16 protein-coding genes and 1 pseudogene are annotated in these 20,060 nt (G+C 53.6%); 2 read left to right on the top strand and 15 right to left on the bottom strand.

The genetic code is table 11. The features are described 5' to 3' along the window. Positions 1-347: 347 nt before the first annotated feature. From MMG03_RS14885 to MMG03_RS14815, 15 genes and pseudogenes are all read right to left on the bottom strand, one after another. The gene (locus MMG03_RS14885) at positions 348-503 is read right to left on the bottom strand and encodes a hypothetical protein (RefSeq protein ID WP_170932350.1); all 156 of its coding nucleotides are present in this window, start codon (positions 501-503) and stop codon (positions 348-350) included. A gap of 10 nt (positions 504-513) precedes the next feature. Then, positions 514-2,436 carry a hypothetical protein gene (locus tag MMG03_RS14880; RefSeq protein ID WP_249506628.1) on the bottom strand — a complete coding sequence of 641 codons (1,923 nt, stop codon included), beginning with the start codon at positions 2,434-2,436 and terminating at the stop codon, positions 514-516. A gap of 308 nt (positions 2,437-2,744) precedes the next feature. After that, the gene (locus tag MMG03_RS14875; protein WP_073238391.1) at positions 2,745-4,214 is read right to left on the bottom strand and encodes an NADH-quinone oxidoreductase subunit N; all 1,470 of its coding nucleotides are present in this window, start codon (positions 4,212-4,214) and stop codon (positions 2,745-2,747) included. Next, positions 4,214-5,920 (bottom strand): NuoM family protein, encoded by a 1,707-nt coding sequence (locus MMG03_RS14870; RefSeq protein WP_249506627.1) that lies wholly within the window; start codon positions 5,918-5,920, stop codon positions 4,214-4,216. Before MMG03_RS14870 ends, MMG03_RS14875 begins: the two co-directional genes overlap by 1 nt. Continuing rightward, the gene (nuoL, locus tag MMG03_RS14865; protein ID WP_073159658.1) at positions 5,920-7,863 is read right to left on the bottom strand and encodes an NADH-quinone oxidoreductase subunit L; all 1,944 of its coding nucleotides are present in this window, start codon (positions 7,861-7,863) and stop codon (positions 5,920-5,922) included. Before nuoL ends, MMG03_RS14870 begins: the two co-directional genes overlap by 1 nt. A 6-nt stretch (positions 7,864-7,869) precedes the next feature. Further along, positions 7,870-8,184: an NADH-quinone oxidoreductase subunit NuoK gene (gene nuoK / locus MMG03_RS14860; protein WP_073159656.1), complete on the bottom strand. Its 315-nt coding sequence runs from the start codon at positions 8,182-8,184 to the stop codon at positions 7,870-7,872. Continuing rightward, entirely contained in the window at positions 8,184-8,714 is a 531-nt protein-coding gene (locus tag MMG03_RS14855) for an NADH-quinone oxidoreductase subunit J (RefSeq protein ID WP_073159654.1), read from the bottom strand. Before MMG03_RS14855 ends, nuoK begins: the two co-directional genes overlap by 1 nt. Continuing rightward, on the bottom strand, positions 8,714-9,283 hold the full coding sequence (locus MMG03_RS14850; RefSeq protein ID WP_249506626.1) for an NADH-quinone oxidoreductase subunit I: 570 nt from the start codon (positions 9,281-9,283) through the stop codon (positions 8,714-8,716). Before MMG03_RS14850 ends, MMG03_RS14855 begins: the two co-directional genes overlap by 1 nt. Then, positions 9,283-10,635, bottom strand: coding sequence for a complex I subunit 1 family protein (locus MMG03_RS14845; RefSeq protein WP_073159652.1), 1,353 nt, complete (start codon positions 10,633-10,635; stop codon positions 9,283-9,285). Before MMG03_RS14845 ends, MMG03_RS14850 begins: the two co-directional genes overlap by 1 nt. Continuing rightward, entirely contained in the window at positions 10,635-12,248 is a 1,614-nt protein-coding gene (locus tag MMG03_RS14840) for a 2Fe-2S iron-sulfur cluster-binding protein (RefSeq protein ID WP_073286196.1), read from the bottom strand. Before MMG03_RS14840 ends, MMG03_RS14845 begins: the two co-directional genes overlap by 1 nt. A 4-nt stretch (positions 12,249-12,252) precedes the next feature. Next, positions 12,253-13,560 (bottom strand): NADH-quinone oxidoreductase subunit NuoF, encoded by a 1,308-nt coding sequence (nuoF, locus tag MMG03_RS14835; RefSeq protein WP_249506625.1) that lies wholly within the window; start codon positions 13,558-13,560, stop codon positions 12,253-12,255. A 2-nt stretch (positions 13,561-13,562) separates the two neighbouring features. Continuing rightward, complete coding sequence (locus MMG03_RS14830; protein WP_073238383.1) at positions 13,563-14,627, bottom strand: NAD(P)H-dependent oxidoreductase subunit E; 1,065 nt, start codon at positions 14,625-14,627, stop codon at positions 13,563-13,565. Beyond that, the gene (locus MMG03_RS14825; RefSeq protein ID WP_073159644.1) at positions 14,624-15,817 is read right to left on the bottom strand and encodes an NADH-quinone oxidoreductase subunit D; all 1,194 of its coding nucleotides are present in this window, start codon (positions 15,815-15,817) and stop codon (positions 14,624-14,626) included. The genes MMG03_RS14830 and MMG03_RS14825 overlap by 4 nt, the downstream gene beginning before the upstream one ends. Next, positions 15,814-16,416, bottom strand: a complete 603-nt coding sequence (locus tag MMG03_RS14820) for an NADH-quinone oxidoreductase subunit C (protein WP_073238377.1) — start codon at positions 16,414-16,416, stop codon at positions 15,814-15,816. The genes MMG03_RS14825 and MMG03_RS14820 overlap by 4 nt, the downstream gene beginning before the upstream one ends. A gap of 137 nt (positions 16,417-16,553) precedes the next feature. Next, a pseudogene (locus MMG03_RS14815) lies at positions 16,554-17,054 on the bottom strand (NADH-quinone oxidoreductase subunit B); the annotation flags it as partial. Positions 17,055-17,387: 333 nt separating this feature from the next. Between MMG03_RS14815 and MMG03_RS14810 the strand changes: the two are divergent. Beyond that, positions 17,388-19,079: a GGDEF domain-containing phosphodiesterase gene (locus tag MMG03_RS14810; protein WP_073238371.1), complete on the top strand. Its 1,692-nt coding sequence runs from the start codon at positions 17,388-17,390 to the stop codon at positions 19,077-19,079. A gap of 135 nt (positions 19,080-19,214) precedes the next feature. Further along, positions 19,215-20,051: a TIGR02147 family protein gene (locus MMG03_RS14805; protein ID WP_249506624.1), complete on the top strand. Its 837-nt coding sequence runs from the start codon at positions 19,215-19,217 to the stop codon at positions 20,049-20,051. The last annotated feature ends 9 nt before the right edge of the window (positions 20,052-20,060 follow it).

The following is a 20,060-nucleotide window of genomic DNA, read 5'->3' as shown; positions in this document are numbered from 1 at the left end:
ATACACGCTTTTTTGCGGGGAATGGATCCCGATTTTTTGAAAAATGATTGTAAAATTTTTTAGCACGAACAAAGGAGATCCCCGAACAAGTCGTGGACACCGGAGGGGCGCGGTTTACAGGGCTTTGTCAATTGAAGTTGCTCTGTCGAGCGTGCTTTACAGGGCTTTGTCAATTGTCGGCTGCTTATTATGCATTTTACAGGAGACTTTTGCCAGAATTCACGGAGAGAAAAGATCCACTTTTTTGAGGGAAGTTTTATTTACAGCATTAAAAAATCCCCCGCAGGCGCAATCGCACCGCGGAGGGATTAAATAGCAGATGTTTTTGTCAGCTTCGAATCGCAGCCCTATTGGAAATAGACATCATCATCACTATCATCTTCGGCAGAGAAGAGCTTTATTTCTTCACCACTGGCACACAATAACGATGTCATGCTCATGTCCATAACGGTCATCTGCGGAGCAACGTATTCTTTCTTTTCGAGATTCTTTTCGATGTTCATTGTTCGCTCCTTACTTGACGATAACCGGAGTGCGGTAGTTAACGTATGCGCCCTGAGCCTTGGGCTTGTTCATGCTGCGGCCAGTAACATCGTGCCAGCGATCTGACTTGACAATGTTTGCAGGGGCCTTGAGATTCTTGATAGCAGTTATCTGATTGTCATCTTCATCAGTATCAGCCGGAGCCGGGTCAACGATAATCACCCTCATGGATTCAGGAAGTTTGTCGATGGACGCCACTGCAGCAGGAGCATATTCGGCGCCGGGAGCGGCAGGCTTTTTCTCGGGCTCACTGCCATTATAAATCAGGTAAGCGCGTAGGGGGAGAATTGCCACCTTATTGCCAGCCTTGACAAAGGAACCGATAACAAGATTATTCTTATTTGCGGAGCCAGCAAATCCATAAACACTGCCCAGTTCATCAGCATTTTCCTGCTTTTTATCATCATCCTGCCAGCGCTTCTTTGCCATGGTTCCGATAAAGGACCAGTCATCAACAGTAGTTGTTGCGCTCTCAGGATTTTTCTTGAGAGTGACGGCGCCAGAGACGAGAAGTTCGGCACTGTTTATGGTAAGCAAGTACGGAGTGTAGGCTTCTAGGGAAGTGGTCGATTCACCAACAGCATCAGTAAACACGCCATCTTCTTCCGTAACTTCCTTAAGTTTTGCGAAAGTATTTGCACCTTCATTGATTTTAGACGATTCAATGCTAAAGGGCAATGTTATAGTGGAGTAACCTCCTGCAGTAAATTGACGGGTGAAAACAACCGTGTCGACCTTGATATCCTGAGGAATAGAGAATGTCGTTGCATCGTCGTGAATGGTTGCAGTAAGGGTCAAGCCGTCTTCAGAGATGGTTACGCCGGGATGAGAGTCTGCTCCAATGATAGATTCAACAGTTTCGGGATCGTAATAAGCGAAAACGTTGGACTGGTCATAGCTGTTAAAACTAGAGGTAAGATTTGTGGAATCCTTTCCTTTTGTGCAACCTGTAGTACCAGATTCGCAGTTTACGTTATCTGTTTCGAGAGTACCTGCAGCGGAGCCAACTGTAGCGTTAAGGCCAGAGCTACCAGAATTGGCATCAACGGTACCGATGTTATAGCAGTTTGCAACACTTGCCACAGCACCAGACTCCACATTGGCAATGAGACCTGCGATATTGGTTCCGGTCAAGGTTTCCTCATCCATAACCTTACTTAACCCGGCTCTATCGGTATAGGAAGAGAATACACGACCATGGTTAATGCTATTGGAAATGACCAACCTGGCACCATCCTTCACCGTGCCAATAAGGCCACCAATGTTGGCACCGTTTTTAGTCGTTCTGTTTTTGTAATATCCGCCAGCGACGGTACCGCCAAAGGAACTATTATCAATACGAATCAGCTTGCCATTACCTTTTTCTACACGAACCGCCAAGCCGCCTGCATTCTCAGGTTCCACTCTAAAATAGGAGTCGCGAATGTTCAGGTTCTTAATGACCGCACCACCAGAAATGGATTCAAAGAAACCTGCATTGGAGGTTATCCAAAGATACAAGCCGCTAATGGAGTACGTACCGCCATCAAACTTGCCTGCAAAACCCTGAATCGGAGTCCAGGATTCGCGATCAACAGTTGTATTAATAACACCACCTTCATACTTGTAGTAAATGAGGTTACCTTGAGTCTTAACCAGCCAACCTTCACCAGTGGATTCATGAACACTACTGTTCACGGTAATATTAGCGGTCAGCTTACCGCAAGCAGTCTTATTTGCGGTCTGACCACTCGTGCCGTTAACTACCGCGGCAAAACCATAAAGTTCTGCAGCCGTACTAATCTGGTAACAACCATCCTTTACGTCTACGGAAGGTATCTTCGGGGTAATAGCAGCATTAGCGCCTACAGCGCAGATGCCGGCAAAAGTCATAGCATAGATTATCTTTTTCATACAAACCTTGATCTTTCTCAGTGACGAAAGATAAATTTTCATTGCATTATTGTCACTAATTTTCTTACAAAATCAGGCGTTCCTTTTCCGCTTTCCCCCCTATTTTTTGTTCCTTGTCACACACGAACCCCAAAAATGTTCAGAAGGCGAATTCATTCAAGTACTTTATAAAATCCGCTTATAAACAAAAACACCCCGTAGGGGATTCCTACGAGGCGTTTTCGAAGTTTAGGATCCTGAGATCCTGGGATCCTGAAACAAGTTCAGGATGACTTTGGGTCAGTTCAGGAATGACGTCCTGTAACTGATTAGATCAGGGCGATGCCGGGGATCACGCCGACCACCAGGAGGGCGATAGCGGCAACGGTCACTGCAAACTTCAGCAGGTAGCTGAAGGGTGCGCTCTTGGCGCATACGCACTTGCATTCGCATTCAGGCTTGAGGGGCATGAAGAGGACGAAGGCGATGCGCAGGTAGAACACGGCAGCCACCAGGGAGAGGCCGAAGGCCACGGCAGCGAGCCAGCCCATACCAGCGGCGAATGCGTCGGTGAACAGGGTGAACTTGGCCAGGAAACCAGCAACCGGCGGAAGGCCAGCCAGGCTTGCCAAGCAGACAGTCACGCCCAGAGCAACGAAGGGACGCTTGCGGCCGCGGCCCTGGATTGCTTCCAGAGTTTCGTTGCGGTCGTCACGGCCAGACAGGTAGGCAATACCGGTGAGGGCGCCAGCAGATGCAACGGCGTAGGTCACCAGGAAGTAGAACATGGGGCCCATCTGAACGGTACCGTTTGCAGCGTAGTTGGGCAGCAGCAGGCCGATTACGATAAAGCCGGCGTTCATCACGGCGGAGTAAGCCAAGATGCGACGGATGGACTTCTGGGCGAGACCGCCGAAGGCACCGAACACCATGGAAAGCAGAGCCACGATAACAACCACATAGTAGAGGCCCTTGGACTGGGAACCGATGGTCACCTGTTCAGCAAGGTTCCAGGCGGCTGCGGAGCCAGCCTTGGTCACCAGGATGCCGAGCCATACAGAAGCCAGGGCGGCGAGAGCGCCAACCTTAACAACTGCAGCCATGAAGCCGGTCACTGCAACGGAAGCACCGGTGTAGACGTCAGCCACCCAGAAGTGGACAGGAGCGGCACCAGCCTTGAACAGGAGGCCAATCACGGTCATGAACACGCCAATGCCGTAGATGCTTTCGCGACCCGGGAGAATGGCGGAATTGAAGCTGGTAGTACCGGTAGCACCGTAAACCATAGCCACACCGTAGAGGAAGATGGCGCTGAAGATGGAACCGGAAACGAAGTACTTGAAGGCACCTTCGTTAGCGTTTGCATCCTTGCGGCGAATACCCACCAGGGCGTAGATCGGGAAGCTAGCCAGTTCCATGCCCAGGAACAGGGCCACATAGTCGATGGCCTGAGTCATGAGCAGGGCGCCAGTAGTAGCAAGCATCAGGAGGGCATAAGCTTCGCCACCCTTGAACTTTTCGTGGCCCAGGGTCCACTGGAGGCCAGCGATACCCAGGAAGGCGCAGAGCACAATGGCAACACCCAGGAGGCGGCGGGCCGGATCCATGGCATAGAGGCCGTAGAAGGTATCGGTAGTGACCAGGGCGTAGGCACCGGCTGCGAACAGGGCGAATGCGGAAGCGACCCAGGGAAGGATCTTATGCTTGTTCTCGTCCTTGATGAAGGGTTCTGCAGCCAAGGAAATCAGGGCGCCAACGGCAACCAGGATAACCGGCAAGAGAATGATCATGTTACTCATTAGTTGTTACCTCCTTCAACAGCGGCTTCGGAAGCGGCGGCGGTGTCGACATCCATTTCGCGGAGCTGCTTGATGAGAGATGCGCGTTCTTCTTCGCTGAAACCGTTGGCGGCCAGGTTAGAATCCAGCTGACGGAAGTCTTCTTCGGTCATGGGCTGGGCAACGCTTGCGATATTTTCGTCTTCGGCGGAGGCGGCAGCTTCAGCGGCGGGAACTGCTTCGTTTTCGGCAGTTTCTTCGATCTGCTGGGCGTTGCCGGAGAGCTTAGCCATCTGTTCCACAGCCTGTTCGTCGAAGAGGTGCAGAGCGTTGGTGATGAATGCGGGATGCATACCGAACACCAGGAGCAGGGCGGCCATGATACCGATGGAAGAACCTTCCAGGGCAGTCATCTGGGTGCCGGTCACTTCGCACTTCTGTTCACCGAAGATAACCTTTTGGACGAAGCGGAGCATGTAAGCGGCAGAGAGGATGATGGTGAGACCAGCAACCAGTGCGGGGAGCGGGCCCATATCCCAGAGGGACAGGAGCACGGTGAATTCGCCGACGAAGCCTGCAGTACCAGGAACAGCCAGGGCCATCACAGCCACAAAGCCGAACAGGGTGCCGAACACCGGAGTCTTGCGGGCAAGACCGCCAAGCTTATCCAGTTCGCGAGTTCCAGTCATACGTTCGCCAATGCCCATCAGAAGGAACTGTGCGCCTGCGGAGAGGCCGTGTGCCACCAGGAGCACCAGCACTGCGGGGAGCATAGCTTCGGAAAGGCTAAAGACACCGGCAACAGCCAGGCCGAGGTGACCCATGGAGCTGAAGGCCAGAAGTTTCTTGGCATCCTTGGCGCGGAGAGCCATGAGAGCGCCGTAAACGGCAGTCACGAGGCCCAGCCACATCATGGTGCTGACAGCAGTCATAGAAAGCGGGAAAATCGGGAGGATCCAGGCAATGAAACCAAAGACGCCAGCCTTACTCATTGCACCGGTAAGGATTGCAGAGAGCGGAGCGGGAGCTTCGGAGTAGGAAATTGCCTGCCAGCCGTGGAACGGGAAGATCGGAGTCTTCACCATGAAGGCCAGGAGGAAGCAAACGAGGATAGAGGTCTGGACGGCGGGATCCATGTTCTGGATAGCCAGGGCCAGAGAAAGGAGCAGGGAGTTGTCAGCCTTGGTCAGCACGTACCACAGAGCCACCATCATGGGAGCGGAGCCCACCAGGGTGTAGATGGCGAAGGTCATAGCAGCCTTGACGCGATCCTTGCCACCGAAACCGGCGATAAGGATTGCGGCGGGGATCACCATTGCTTCGAAGAAGAAGAAGAACAGCACTGCGTCGGCGGCCAGGAAGGTGCCGTTCATGGCGCCCATCAAGGCGAAGATGCCGATTGCGAAGTTGCGGTAGTTCTTGCAGGTAGTGTTACGAGCAGTGATGAGAGCCACCAGGGAAAGACCAGAGGAAAGGAGCGTCATCCAGGCGCCCAGACCATGGCTGTACAGGTAGTAGTAAACCGGGCCCTTTGCGCCAGGAATGCGGAACCATTCCACAGCTTCGGTAGCCTGGTTGCCACCGGCGATCAGAGCGACGGACATGCCCACAAAGGCAAGGCCGAAGAGGAAAGCCAGGCGGGAAGAAGACTTGGGATCTTCCTTGGAGGTTGCCACCATGAGGATAGCGGCAACGAACGGAGCCAAGACGAGGAGATGCAGAAGCATTAGATCATACCTCCGGTCAGAAGAACAACGAGCACAAGGGCTACAACACCGGCAACGCTAAGAGCGAGCTGCAGGCGAACCTTGCGAACCTGGAAGGAGGCAACGCCATCACCCAGGATTTCAACAATGCCGGCTACCAGCCACTGGACAAACTGAACCAGCTTATCCACGCAGTTTTCGATAATCCAGGCAACAACATTGGTAAGGCAGATGAACCAACCGTGAATGATATCGAAGAGGAAGGTCCAGGTAGCCATCTTGCCGGTAGGAGCAGAAGAGCCCTTGGCTTCAGGAATGCGAGCCTTGCCGAACTTGGCCCAGGCAATCACGAGACCGAGAACAGCAGCGGCAGTGCCGAGACCGGCGAACACCATGGGGTTCACGTGGGCTTCGGAGTGAGCCACGGAGAGCTGTGCAGCACCAACAACAGGAGCCAGCATATCACGGAAGAAGGTAAGGCCGATGGAATCTGCCCACATATAACCGGAGAACACTGCGCCAACGGCGAGAATCACCATGGGGATCAGCATGCAAGCCGGAGCTTCGTGAATGTGATGTTCGCTTTCCTTGGAACCGCGATAGGAACCGAAGAAGGTCAGGATGATCAGACGGCCCATGTAGACAGCGGTAATAACAGCAGTGAGGAGGCCAACTGCATAGTAGTAGGGGCCCATGGGACCGCTCATGTAGAGACGTTCCAGGATCAGGTCCTTAGACCAGAAACCGGCGAAGCCCGGGATACCGATAATGGCCAGGAATGCAAAGATCATGACGCATGCGGTAACGGGAACCTTCTTGACCAGGCCACCCATCTTGCGCATATCCTGTTCGCCAGCCAGGGCGTGAATCACGGCACCGGCACCGAGGAACAGGGCTGCCTTGAAGAAGGCGTGGGTAAAGACGTGGAAGATGGAAGCATCGAATGCAGCCACACCTGCAGCCATGAACATGTAGCCCAGCTGAGAGATAGTGGAGTATGCCAGCACCTTCTTGATGTCGTTCTGGAAGAGGCCAGCCACAGCGGCCCAGAATGCAGTGAGCATACCGACAACGGTAATGATATCAAGCACGGTGGGGAGCATGGCAAACATAGAACCGAGACGGGCAAGCAGATACACGCCAGAGGTCACCATGGTTGCAGCATGGATGAGGGCGGAAACCGGGGTCGGACCAGCCATTGCATCGGGCAACCAAGTGAGAAGAGGAATCTGGGCGGACTTACCGGTGCAGCCTACGAAGAAGCAGATACCGGCGAGAGACAGGAACGGAATGACGATTTCAACGTGGCCACCGGAAACGACCATCTGGATGAATGCAGCCAGCTGATCGTAGTTGAGGATGGCGGAGCCGCCGATAGTGCAGAGCACCAGCATACCCAGGAGGAAGCCGATGTCACCCACGCGGTTCACGATGAAGGCCTTGTTTGCAGCCTTGCAGTTGTTCACGTCGTGGTTCCAGAAACCGATCAGCAGGTAAGAGCAGAGACCCACACCTTCCCAACCGAGGAACGTAAGCAGAAGGCTGTCGGAAAGGACCAGCACGATCATGCTGAACAGGAACAGGTTGATGTAGGCGAAGAAGCGGGCAAAGCCACGGTCGCCGTGCATGTAACCGATGGAGTACAGCGCAATCAGGGAGCCGATGCCAGTGACGAACAGCAGCATGATGCGGGACAGACCGTCAAACAGGAATCCGATGTCCACCTTGAGCATGGGGACGTCGATCCAGTTGCAGAGGGTCTGACGGATGCCGGTTTCGGGCATGCCGAAAGCCAGCAGGACAACGCTAGCGAAAGCGAGAGCCGGGAACAACACGGCCAGCGCGCCAACGAAACCTTCGGAAGGGCCCTTCTTGCTGCCGGAAGAAATCACGGCGATGGTACCCAAAAGGATGGTACCGATGAGCGGGAAGAGCGGAATAAACCAAAGCGGTAAATTAGTCATTGATTATTACCCCTTCAAGTTAGAGAAGTCGTTGGAATCAACGCTCTCGCGGTTACGGAAGATCATGATGACCATGGCAAGGCCCACGCAAGCTTCGGCAGCTGCAACAGCAATTGCGAACAGCGGCACGATCTGGCCTGCAACGCTCATTTCGGCAGGCAGGGTCTTGGCAAAGCCCACGAAAGACAGGTTCACGGCGTTCAGGGCGAGTTCAACACCCATGAGCACGAAGAAGATGTTTCTGCGGGAAATGGCCACGATAAGGCCGATGGCGAAAATCACCAGGGCCAAAATCTGAACATACATAGCTTGGAGTTCCATTACTTTTCCTCCTCGATTTCAGAGCCAAGGCGCTTCTTGGCCATGAGCACAGCGGCACCCATGGAAGAAAGGAGCAACAGACCGAGGACTTCGAACAGGACGAAGTAGCCGGGGCCTTCCTGAGCTACGTTAAACAGTGTTTCGGAGGTGAGCTTTACAGAGCCGCGGAGGGTGGTAGCATCGAAGACGATGGGAGCACGAACCAGGGCAAAGCCCACGAGACCGGCGAGAACGATCACGGCCGGAATCACGAACAGGGAAACCTTGTCGAACATGGGAGTCTTGCTGTCCTTACCGGCGTTCAGCACCATGATCACGAAGGTGAGCAACATGATGATTGCGCCTGCGTAAACCATGATCTGGACAACGCCCATGAAGGGGCTACCCAGCAGGCCGTAGATACCGGCCAGGGAGAGCATGGTAAGAACCAGGGAAAGAGCTCCGTAGAGCGGATGCTTGGAAAGGAGCACGCAAACGGCAGAGCCAATTGCGATAATTCCAAGGACAATGAAGTAAATCAGGGCGAGCATTACTTAACCTCCATTCCCCAGACCTTGCGGGCCTCGGCGTTCTTGGTACCGCCCGGAGCCATCTGGCTCTGTGCGTCTTCGGGGTAATCCTTCGGATCCCATTCGATGAGATCGGCCAGGTGTGCCACGAAATCTTCGCGGTTGCGATGTTCAAAAACGATCTGCTTGGTATCCATGCGGAGAGCATCTACCGGGCAGGCTTCGGCGCAAAGGCCGCAGAACACGCAAACCAGGTGGTCGATGTCAAAACGCATGACGCGCTTTTCGATACGGGGATCGTCAGACTGGGTTGCTTCGATAAAGATACAGTGAGCAGGGCAAGCTGCAGCGCACATGCCGCAAGCAACGCAACGGGGAGTGCCATCGGGGCGGAGCATCAAGCGATGCTTGGCGCGATAGGTGTTGCGAACTTCGGGCAGGCCTTCCGGGTAGGAAATAGTGGGAAGTTCTTCGTAGCGGAACAAACCACGGGCAGCATGCTTAAGGGTGGTCCACAGACCGCGCATAGCCTCGAAAATGTAGAGGCGTTCGATGACGGTCATGGGTTTCTGTTTAATAACGCGAGCCATTAGTTACCTCCAACGAGCTTTGCGACAACTGCGGTCACGACGAGGTTCAGGATAGCGATGTTAAGGATAATCTTCCAACCGAGGTTCATCACATGGTCATAGCGGAAGCGGGGCAGAGTCCAACGGACCCAAATCCAGACCCAGCAGAAGAACACGCTCTTGACGACAAGAACCAGCAGGTGGATAACAGCAGTACCGAGAGCAGTACCGATGGTGTTGACGCCAGCGGCGGTATGTGCGATTTCCGGAGTGTAGAACATCCAGGAAGCGACACCGGCAGCGATGAACACGACGGTAGCAATACCGGCAACCAGCTTGTACAGCTTGTATTCCTGCAGGATCACCATCTTGTTGCTCTGGGAAGAAGCGCGGAGCTTCTTGGAGTAGCGGTGCATCATGTGGAGGAATGCGAGGCCGAGGAATGCAAGCACCCAGCAGAGGATGGCCAGGGAGCCGCCCATGTGAGCCTGCATGGTTTCGGTAGTAACGAACGGTACAGAGTAGCCACCCAGGAAGAGGGTTGCCACCAGGAAGGAAGCGATGCAGATATGAGCGTATTCGCCCATGTAGAACATACCGAACTGCATTGCACCGTATTCAGTGTGGTAACCAGCAACCAGTTCCGGTTCACCTTCGGCAACGTCGAAGGGAGCACGGCCAGTTTCGGCGATAGTTGCAATGAGGAAGCAGAAGAAAGCCACCGGCTGGGCAACGATACCCCAGACGTGGTGTTCCTGCCAGCTAACGATGTCGGTGAGGCTGAAGGAGCCTGCGAGCACCAGGAGGCCCATCATGGAAAGGCCCTGGCAGACTTCGTAGCTAATGGTCATTGCAGAAGTACGGAGGGAGCCCAGGTAGCTGTACTTGGACTTGGAAGCCCAACCAGCCAGGACAGCACCGAATGCAGACAGAGAAGAGAAACCGAACAGGAGCAAGATGCCCACTTCGGTATCAAGGATGGAACCGCTGATCGTCACGACCTTGCCACCCCATTCGAAAACCAGAGGTCCGAACCAGGGAATGACGCAGGGAGACAGGAACACGATGGCAAACGGGATTGCCGGAGCCACGTAGTACAGGAACTTGCTTGCGCCCTTGGGAGCGAACATTTCCTTGAAGAACAGCTTGGTACCGTCGCACATGTTCTGCACGTAACCCAGCAAGCGGATCTTGCCGAAGTACGGGATCTTGATGTAGGAACGGTTGGGGCCCTGACGGTCCTGCATAAAGCCGGCGCCACGGCGTTCCATAGGAATCAACAGGAGGATGTAAAGGACCGGCACGAAGCAGAAGGCGAACTTCGCAATCGTGATCAGCCATTCAACCCAGGATTTGGATTCAATAATATCCATTATGCGTTACCTCCTTCAAGATGAAGGCCAGTGCTCTTGATGCTGTCGTAAGCGAGGCCGGCGAGAGCCGGGGCGTATTCGGCAGCCTTCTTGAAAGCGTCGTATGCACAGGTGAAGGTGTTGCCAGCCAGTTCAGAGAGAACTTCGTAAGCGGGTCTCAGTTCTGCATCGGGGCAAGTGGGAGCTGCGTTCAACTTCTGGAGAATGTTGAGAGAGTTCACCATGGTGCCCTGGACTTCGCTCCAGTGCCTGATACCGTAAGCAAGGGTAGCCATGTTTGCAGTTTCGTCATTGAAAGCGGAAAGAACGATGCGGGTCGGAATCTTTTCGATTACGTCCATGGACTTGTTGCCATCGCCAACAATGTTGTTGTTCACGCAGACCAGCACGGAGTAGTTGGAAACGTTCTGAGCCAGATCCCACAGATTGTCGTCGGCAAGGCCAAGGAGCTTGAAGCCGGCGCGGTTTGCCATGGGGTCACCGCTCTTGGCGATGCCATCGGGTTCGGACTTGATCTTGAGAGAACCGCCGAAGATATCGGCACGGTCACCCAGGGATTCCTTCAGCATGCGGAGAGCAGCCAAGTCTTCGATGGTGCATTCGCCACCGGCAACGAGAGCGATCTTGCCAGTTGCAGAAGCGAGAGCTTCCTTGATGACCTTGACGCCACCGATTGCGGGGAGACGGTTCTTGTTAAAGTTCTGGAATGCCATACGGCTGGTGTTAGAGAGCCAGCTGCGGTTCACTTCCGGATTGCAACGGGGCATGACGCGGTAGATCTTACCGTCGGCATGGTCGATCCAGATGTTTGCGCCCAGGGAGTCATCCATGGAGATGGTCGGGGTGTGGCTCAGGAGCCATACGCGCTTCTGGAAACGGAAGTACTTGGCAGTCATTGCACCGGTGGGGCACACGTCAGTGACGCAGAGGTCATATTCGTGGTCCAGCTTTTCGCCGGGGAACGTGGTGATGTAAGTGTGGTCGGCACGGCCTGCAAGCTGCAGCTGTTCATCCTTGGCCACAGAACGCATGAAGCGGACGCAACGGTCGCACTGTACGCAGCGTTCTTCGTCGAGAAGGATTCGGGGACCGATATCCACGTGCTTACCGCCACGGACCTGGCCCTTGGCGTCAACGAACTGGTGAACCGGATTGCCGTGGTAGTTCTTACCATATTCCGGACGGAGACGGCCTTCGTTCTGACCGCATTCCATGTAGTTTTCCTGCAGGGTGCATTCGCCAGCCTTATCGCAGATAGGGCAATCCAGCGGATGGTTCACCAGCATGAATTCCTGAGTTGCCTTGCGGGCGTTCTTGACGCGAGCAGAGGAAGCAGGAGTATAAATCTTCATACCCGGAGCGACAGGAGTATAGCAGGAGATGACCAGCATACGACCACGGGGGCCTTCCTGTTCAACCAGGCACTGACGGCAGTTACCGGAAACCGGCAGATACGGATGGTAACAGACGTGCGGAGTTTCAATCCCGACAGCCTTCAGGGCTTCGAGGAGGTTAGTATCGCCAGGAACCATCACGGCCTTGTCATCCACGAAGATTTCAACCTTCGGGCTGTTTTCGGTCGGGAGTTTCGGCATGTTATAGTAGTTACTCATATTATTACCAGAAAATTCCAGGACGTGCGGTTTCTTGGACACGCGGCTTTGCGTGGTCCGGGTTCTTTGCAATGTATTCGTCGAAGTCGGCGCGGAACTTTGTGCTGTAGGAAGCTACAGGGCCGCCCAGAGAGATGGACAGCGGACAAATGGTCACGCCACCGAAACCACCGGTAAGGCTCTGCATCAGTTCCACATCGCCGTCGTGACCGTTGCCAGCAACAATCTGGTTCAGCATGCGGTGCAGAAGACCGGTACCTTCGCGGCACGGGGTGCACTGGCCACAGGATTCGTGGCTGTAGAAATTACCCAATACATTCAACAGGTCAACCATGTTATGAGTGTCGTTAATGACGATCATAGCACCGGAACCGAACATGGTCTTCATGGAAGCCAGGCATTCGTAATCCATGGTTGCAACCGCAGCTTCTTCTGCAGTCAGAGGAGCGCAAGAAGAACCACCGGGCAGCACAGCCTTCAGCTTGCCACCGACCACGCCACCGGCATATTCGTTGATCATGGTCATCATGGGAGTGCCCAGAGGAGCTTCGTACACGCCCGGATTCTTCACGTCGCCGGAAATGCAGAACACCTTGGTACCACCTGCACGGGGAGTACCCATCTTGGCGTATTCGCTGGGGTCGTGCTTCAGGATCCAGGGGAGAGCCATAATGGTTTCTACGTTGTTCACGCAGGTGGGGCTCTTCCATGCACCGCTAACAGCCGGGAAAGGCGGCTTCAGGCGGGGCTGACCCTTCTGGCCTTCGAGAGAGTTAATGAGTGCGGTTTCTTCACCGCAAATGTAGGCGCCAGCACCGCGATGTACGAAGATATCGAAGCAGAACTTGGTTCCGCAGATATTTTCGCCAAGGTAGCCAGCGGCATAAGCCTGGTTCAGAGCCTTGTTGAGGCTTTCGATGCAGGGCAGGAATTCGCCACGGCAGTAGATGTATGCTGCACGGGAACCCAGAGCCCAGGCGGCGATGATAAGGCCTTCGATAAGACGGTGGGGATCTTCCAACATGAGGAAGTGATCCTTGAAGGTACCGCCTTCGCCTTCGTCAGCGTTCACCACGATGTACACGGGCTTGCCGGTTCCGCGGGGCACGAAGCTCCACTTCATACCGGTGGGGAAGCCTGCACCGCCACGGCCACGCAGATTGGTGCGCTGCACGTAGTCGATGAGCTCGAACTGGCTCATATTGAACAAGCGTTCGGAAATATTTTCGTAGCCGCCCAGCTTCTTGTAGACTTCAATGTCCTGGGCGCCCTTGCCGAAGTTTTCAGTACAAACTTTTACGCATTCTGCCATAATTATACCTTCTTCTCTTCAACCGGTTCCGGCTTTTGAGTGGTAACAGCAACAGCGGAAGGCTTAGCCACGCGTTCGCCAGAGGTAGCGATCATGCGATATTCATCGCCAACCTTACCAGCGGCATCCACGAAAGCCTTGTCCTTAACGCCGGGTTCGCCAACGACGACCCAATCATTGCCAGACTTCTTTTCAACCACGATCTTGGTGAATTCCGGAGCACCCTTCCAAGTGAGGGTAGCGCCAGCTGCATCGGCTTCAGCCTTGACGCAGAGAACGGGGCTGGGAGGAGCATAGTCATTGACCTGGGGCTTGGCAGTTGCGCCAGGAGCGCCCGGATGACCGCAATGACCCTTAACAACACCGCCCAGCACGTCGTGCTTGGGAACGTTGTCTGCATGAGCCTTGCACCATTCGACGATACGGTCAATGCTTTCTTCAGTGAGAGTAGTGCCGCGCTTCATCTTCAGCTGACCGTCAACAACGTCGGTAGCGAAGTCATCGTTCACCAGCATCATGGGGCCGTTGCCGCAAGAGCCCAGGCATTCCACCTGGAGAATGGTGAAGAGGCCATCGGGAGTGGTTTCGCCGGACTTGATGCCAAGCTTATTCTCGATGTACTTGATGAGGGGCTGTGCACCCTTGATAGCGCAGCTGATGTTGCGGCAGAACTGCAACATGAACTTGCCCTTGGGAGCATGGTTATACATGGTATAGAAAGTGGCGACGCCAAGAGCATGAGCCGGAGCGCAACCGCAAACGTTAGCAGCCCAGCGGATACCTTCGGTGGGAACCCAGCCGAACACGCCCTGCACAAGCCACAGCACTTCGAGAAGTGCGCCCTGCCCTTCAGGGTAACGGCTCAGCAAGTCAGCGCAACGTTCCTTGATTTCGGGAGTGGAGAGCTTTTCCAGCACTTCCTTGGGATTGGGCTGTTCCTGAATCTTGTTCACGTGGCCAAAGGTCTGTGCCGGATCCGGCATAGCACCAATAGGCTGTTCCGGACGATCGAACTTCAGATTGTTGTTTGCAACAAAATGAACTGCACCTTTAATATGTTCACTCATCGGTCAAGTTCTCCTGCAATCATGTTGAGGCCAGGCAAGGTAGCCATAGAGTCGGCCAAGGTAAGACCTTCAACCAGGAAGTTGAAAGCGGAAACGTGAGCGAGACTGGGGGAACGAACCTTGATGCGGTACGGGTGGCCGGAACCATCGGCAATGATGGTGAAGCCAAGTTCGCCGTTAGCGCATTCACTACCGCAGTAGTATTCGCCCTCGGGCACGCGGATGCCTTCGTAAACGCTCTTGAAACGGCCGATGAGGCCTTCCATATCCTGGTAAGCCATCTTGTGAGACGGCACGCGAATACGAGGATCGACAATGTCAACAGGACCCGGAGCGAGACGCTTCAGAGCCTGACGTACAATCTTAACGGATTCTTCGATTTCGTAGAGACGAACCTGGAGACGGTCGTTTGCGTCACCATTGGTGCCAACCACAACGTCCCAGTCATAGGTTTCGTAATCGTAGTAAGGTTCATCCTTACGCAGGTCGCTTTCTACGCCGGTAGCACGGAGCACGGGGCCGGTCCAGCCGTAGCTGATAGCGTCTTCCTTGGAAATCTTGGCAACGCCAACGGTACGATCCAGGAAGATGCGGTTACGGTCCAAGCAGGCGTGAAGATCCTTGAGAGCCTTTTCAACAGAGTTGCAGGCTGCCAGGACATCACCTTCGAAACCGCTATAGGTGTCGCGATACAGACCACCGATACGGGCAAAGCTATTGGTCAGACGAGCGCCAGTGAGCTTTTCCCAAATCAGCATGATTTCTTCGCGGGGGTTAAATGCGTACATGAACGGAGTGGTACCACCCAAGTCCTGGAATGCAGCGGCCACGCAAATGAAGTGGTCGTTGATTCGGCTTAATTCGTTCACAATAACGCGGAGAACCTTGTTGCGTTCAGGAATTTCAATGCCGAACATATTTTCGACGGCACGGCAGAACGCAATGTTGTTCATCATTGCAGAGCAGTAGTTCAAGCGGTCAGTGTAGGGAATCACCTGCTGCCAGGTGCCGCGTTCAACCATCTTTTCGAAACCGCGGTGCATAAAGCCAATTTCGCTAACGCCGGCAACGATAGTTTCGCCGTCGAGAGCGGTAAGCAAGCGTACGCAGTGGTGGGTAGCCGGATGAGTGGGACCCACGTTCAGGGACATGAGGCTCAGCTTTTCGCCATTCGGATCTAATACGATCATTGTCTGCTCCCTTCAAGATATTCTTCGTCCACAGGATTGATTTCCTCGGAGCGTTCGATCACCTTGTAACCCTTGGATTCAAGGCGCTTTTCAAGTTCGGGCATCAGGTAGTCGCTAGTGGAAAGCCACTGGCGCTTCTGGGCCGGGTAATCCTTACGGAGAGGATTGCCCACAAATTCAACATGGTTCAACAGGCGGCGGAGGTCCGGGTGACCTTCGAACACAATTCCGAACTGGTCGAAGACTTCGCGTTCCAGCCAATCAGCGCTCTTGTACAGGTCGGTGATGGTGGGGACCTTCAGGTCGGCTTCGCTGACCAGCACCTTAAGACGGATGCGACGACCGGCAACCTTGGTGCTCTTGAAGCTGTAGCTCACTGCAAAGCGAGGACCTTCGTGATTGGGGTAAGTCAGATAGTCGATGCCGGCTTCGTCCAGCAGCATATCCAACTGGGTAGAACTATCGTTCTTCAGGAACTCCACTGCATTGTGGAGGTATTCCTTAGGAATCACCACACAGGCGTCCCACTTGGCCAGAGGTTCGCGCTTGCCGCCGAACTTCTCTTCCAGGAGGGAAACGGTCTTTTCAGCAAAATCCATTTTTACTCCTTCCAGAACTGTGCTTTCTTAATAAGTTTCTGTTCTTTTTCGACCAGGAAATCCTTGGCGGCGGAGACCTTTTCGGCAGCCATGGCCTTAGCCTCGGCCTTGCATTCGGCGGTCTTCACCTTGATCATTTCAAGCTGATCCTTGACGCGTTCCGCACGCTGCTTCATGAAGGATTCGTCCTTGATCTTGTTCTGCAGGTCGAACATGGCGTCGAAGAATGCTTCGGGACGGCTGGGGCAGCCACCGATATAGACGTCGACGGGGATGATATGGTCGATACCCGGAACGGTGCAGTAGCAGTCATAGAAACCGCCGGAGCTTGCGCAGGCGCCCATGGCGATCACCCACTTGGGTTCTGCCATCTGTTCGTACATGCGCTGCAGGATCGGAGCCTGCTTGTATGTAATAGTACCTGACACAAGCAGCACATCGGACTGACGCGGCGTAAAACGCACGTATTCAGAACCGATACGGGAAAGGTCATAACGACCCACTTCCGTACTCATGAATTCGATTGCACAGCAAGCCGTACCATAGGGGAACGGCCACAGAGAATTAGTACGGCCCCAGTTGACCAGGAAGTCAAGGGAGGACGTAATGAAATTCGGCTTATCTGCCTCATTTTTCATAGGAGCTTACCTCATTAAATGCCGGCGCAAAGGTAGAAATTTTTGGGGACACCCCAAAGCCCCCATGCCCCCCGAGCCCTCCAAAACACCCCTACACGGCACTTAAACCGTCAAAATTCCACCACCAGCCCAATATTTTTTACAAACAAACGTAAAATTTGACTTTTATCCTTCTTTTTAGGTATATATTAGTATGTGTGATAAAAAACAACATTTAACACGGTCCCGATGGTTTTGCTCAATTTTTGCTTGCACTAAGCACCGCGGATTTTTAAATTTGGCTCGGTTTTGTCTTTAAGACATACAACCGATTAGCTCTTTTTGAGGAAAATTATGGACTTTAGGCTTTGCAGCGACGAATACAAGAGGTTTAGGGAAGGTCTTCTCAGCCCCATTACTGCCCCTGAGGTCCTTTTATCGCAGATATCCCGCATGATCGAGCCCATCGCAAGGGTTCTGAACGTCGGTTTCATGGAGTGTGGCCTTATAGCCCCGGTTTCCACCTTCGCCCAGTCCGGCGTCGACGGTAAAATGCTCATTTACCATGACAAGGAAAAGCTCCCCACCCTCCCGACCTGCTCAGACATCGCCGAAGTGATGTCTACAGCCGAAAGCGGCACTTTTACTTTTAACGCCCATCCCGTTGACGGACATGACTTTACAGATCAGGAAAGGGATGCTTTGCAGCTCATCTGCTACGACTGTTTCATCTTGGGCGGACGCGCCCGCCTCATGGGCATGGCAGAACGCGCCAGGACAATCGACTACATGACCGGTGCCGACAACCAGCCCGGCCTCATGAATTTCGTGGGCAGACTGATCAGCCAGAAGAATTTCGTCGGACACACGGGCATCTTCACCAACCTGAAGAATTTTAAGTACATTAACAAGTCTATGAGTCCCCAGGTCGGCGATATCGCCATGAAGGCCTACGTGAACGCCGCCAAGGCAGTTCTCGGCCCCGATGAAATCATATCCCGTCTCGGTGGCGACAATTTCTTCTTCCTGGTCCGAAACGAACATACCGAAGAGATTATCAAGAAATTCTCTTGCCTGGATGTCACCCTGAGCCAGGGTCCCAAGCCCCTCAATTTCAAGATTTCTGCCCGTATGGGCGTCTACGTGGTTCGCGAACAGGACACCGTTTCCGAACTGATGAACTGCAGTTCCATCGCCCTGAATACCGCCAAGAACGTCAAGACCACCGACATTATCCGTTTCAACAACGAAATGCTGGTCGACGCCCTGCACCAGAGAGAAATTTCCAGCGAATTCCAGAACGCCCTCAAGAGCAAGGAATTCATGGTCTATTATCAGCCCAAGGTCGACCTGATTACCAAGCAGTTGTGCGGTTCCGAAGCGCTGGTCCGCTGGCTCCGCCACAGGACTGTAGTCCCCCCTGCAGATTTCCTGCCCATCCTGGAACGTGAAGGAACCGTCTGTCAGCTGGATTTCTACGTATTTGAATGCGTCTGCAGCGACATCCGTAAGTGGGTAAACTCCGGCATCGAACCGGTCCGTACTTCAGTGAACTTCTCCAAGTTGCACCTGAAGAACCCCAATTTCTCGGAAGATTTCTTCGCCATCATGAACAAGTACGAAGTCGAAAGCAAGTACTTGGAAGTGGAACTGACCGAAGTGTCTGACTATGATGATTTCGTAGCCATGCAGAAGTTCATTGGCGCCATGCGCAGCCACGGAATTTCCGTTTCCATCGACGATTTCGGCACCGGATATTCCACCCTGAATGTCATCAAGAACTTCGACTTCAACGTGGTCAAGCTGGACAAATCCCTATTGGACAACATCGGAAAGGCCGGTTCCCAGGACGAAATCGTGCTGAAGAACGTGGTCAACATGGCCAAGGAAATGGACAAGGAAGTCATTGCCGAAGGCGTGGAAAACGAAGAACAGGCCAAGTTCCTCCACGACGTGAACTGCCGCCACGTACAGGGATTCCTCTTCGACAAGCCTCTGAGCCGTGACGACTTCGAGAAGCGCCTTACCGGCGAAAAGATGTACTAATAAGGGTTAACGAAGACAAATCCGTCTAACTTTTATAAGGGCCCCCGATTATCGGGGGCTTTTTTATTTGTGCGCCTCGGCACATGTTCTCAAAAACTTTCTCATGTTTTAAATATTTTATGCTATATTATAGTTGTGGAAAAATTTGTTGACATCTATCAGTTTACGCACTTTCGCAAGTATCTAGAAGAATACCAGGCCGCCCGCGCACAGCAGGAGCCCGGTTTTACCCGCACCGAAATTTGCAACCTGCTGGGCATGGAAAAGAGCCGCAGCTACTTCGCCGATGTTCTCAGAGGCAAGAAAGTTAGTCCCCGCATGGTGACCAAGTTCATCGAAGTCCTGGGCCTCGAAAAGAAAGAAGCAAGATACTTCGAGACCATGGTCCAGGTGGATCAGGCCAAGAACGACACCATCCGCAAGGCCGCCATGGAAGAACTGTTGCGTCAACACCCCAATCCGCAGCACATCATCAACACAGACGCCTACGAATATTACAACCACTGGTATCATAGCGCCCTGTTCGCCATTCTGGACGCCATGGATGTGGGCGACGATATGGCCCCGGTGCAGAAACGAATTTTCCCAAAGGTTCCCCTGGGCAAGTTGAGCGACAGCCTGGAACTTTTGCAGCGTCTGGGTCTCGCCCGCAAGAACGAGGAAGGTTTCTGGAAACCCACCCGGGAGTCCATTTCCAGCGGACCTTACAACAACGCGGAACTGATCAAGCAATACCAGCTACAGTGCTTTGAGCTTTCAAAGCAGGCGTTGATTACTCCACCAAAAGTTCCAACCGTCATGAGTACCATGACCTTCAGCATTTCAAGCGAAGCCTACAAGGACCTGGAAGCCGCCGTGCAGGAATTCAAGGCCAAGGCACGACGCATCATCGGCGAAGACAAGGCCAAGGCCGACAGCGTCTATCAACTGAACTTACACCTGTTTTCTAACCTGGATCCGGAGGGCAAGTAATGAAATTAC

The sequence above is a fragment of the Fibrobacter sp. HC4 genome, from assembly GCF_023373925.1.
GTDB lineage: Bacteria > Fibrobacterota > Fibrobacteria > Fibrobacterales > Fibrobacteraceae > Fibrobacter.
Note: the sequence above shows the minus strand (reverse complement) of the source record. Positions and strands in the feature narration are given on the sequence as shown.

Coding starts and splice junctions, on each gene's coding strand:
- MMG03_RS14885 (WP_170932350.1), bottom strand. CDS start 503: ATGAACATCGAAAAGAATCTCGAAAAGAAAGAATACGTTGCTCCGCAG.
- MMG03_RS14880 (WP_249506628.1), bottom strand. CDS start 2,436: ATGAAAAAGATAATCTATGCTATGACTTTTGCCGGCATCTGCGCTGTA.
- MMG03_RS14875 (WP_073238391.1), bottom strand. CDS start 4,214: ATGAGTAACATGATCATTCTCTTGCCGGTTATCCTGGTTGCCGTTGGC.
- MMG03_RS14870 (WP_249506627.1), bottom strand. CDS start 5,920: ATGCTTCTGCATCTCCTCGTCTTGGCTCCGTTCGTTGCCGCTATCCTC.
- nuoL (WP_073159658.1), bottom strand. CDS start 7,863: ATGACTAATTTACCGCTTTGGTTTATTCCGCTCTTCCCGCTCATCGGT.
- nuoK (WP_073159656.1), bottom strand. CDS start 8,184: ATGGAACTCCAAGCTATGTATGTTCAGATTTTGGCCCTGGTGATTTTC.
- MMG03_RS14855 (WP_073159654.1), bottom strand. CDS start 8,714: ATGCTCGCCCTGATTTACTTCATTGTCCTTGGAATTATCGCAATTGGC.
- MMG03_RS14850 (WP_249506626.1), bottom strand. CDS start 9,283: ATGGCTCGCGTTATTAAACAGAAACCCATGACCGTCATCGAACGCCTC.
- MMG03_RS14845 (WP_073159652.1), bottom strand. CDS start 10,635: ATGGATATTATTGAATCCAAATCCTGGGTTGAATGGCTGATCACGATT.
- MMG03_RS14840 (WP_073286196.1), bottom strand. CDS start 12,248: ATGAGTAACTACTATAACATGCCGAAACTCCCGACCGAAAACAGCCCG.
- nuoF (WP_249506625.1), bottom strand. CDS start 13,560: ATGGCAGAATGCGTAAAAGTTTGTACTGAAAACTTCGGCAAGGGCGCC.
- MMG03_RS14830 (WP_073238383.1), bottom strand. CDS start 14,627: ATGAGTGAACATATTAAAGGTGCAGTTCATTTTGTTGCAAACAACAAT.
- MMG03_RS14825 (WP_073159644.1), bottom strand. CDS start 15,817: ATGATCGTATTAGATCCGAATGGCGAAAAGCTGAGCCTCATGTCCCTG.
- MMG03_RS14820 (WP_073238377.1), bottom strand. CDS start 16,416: ATGGATTTTGCTGAAAAGACCGTTTCCCTCCTGGAAGAGAAGTTCGGC.
- MMG03_RS14810 (WP_073238371.1), top strand. CDS start 17,388: ATGGACTTTAGGCTTTGCAGCGACGAATACAAGAGGTTTAGGGAAGGT.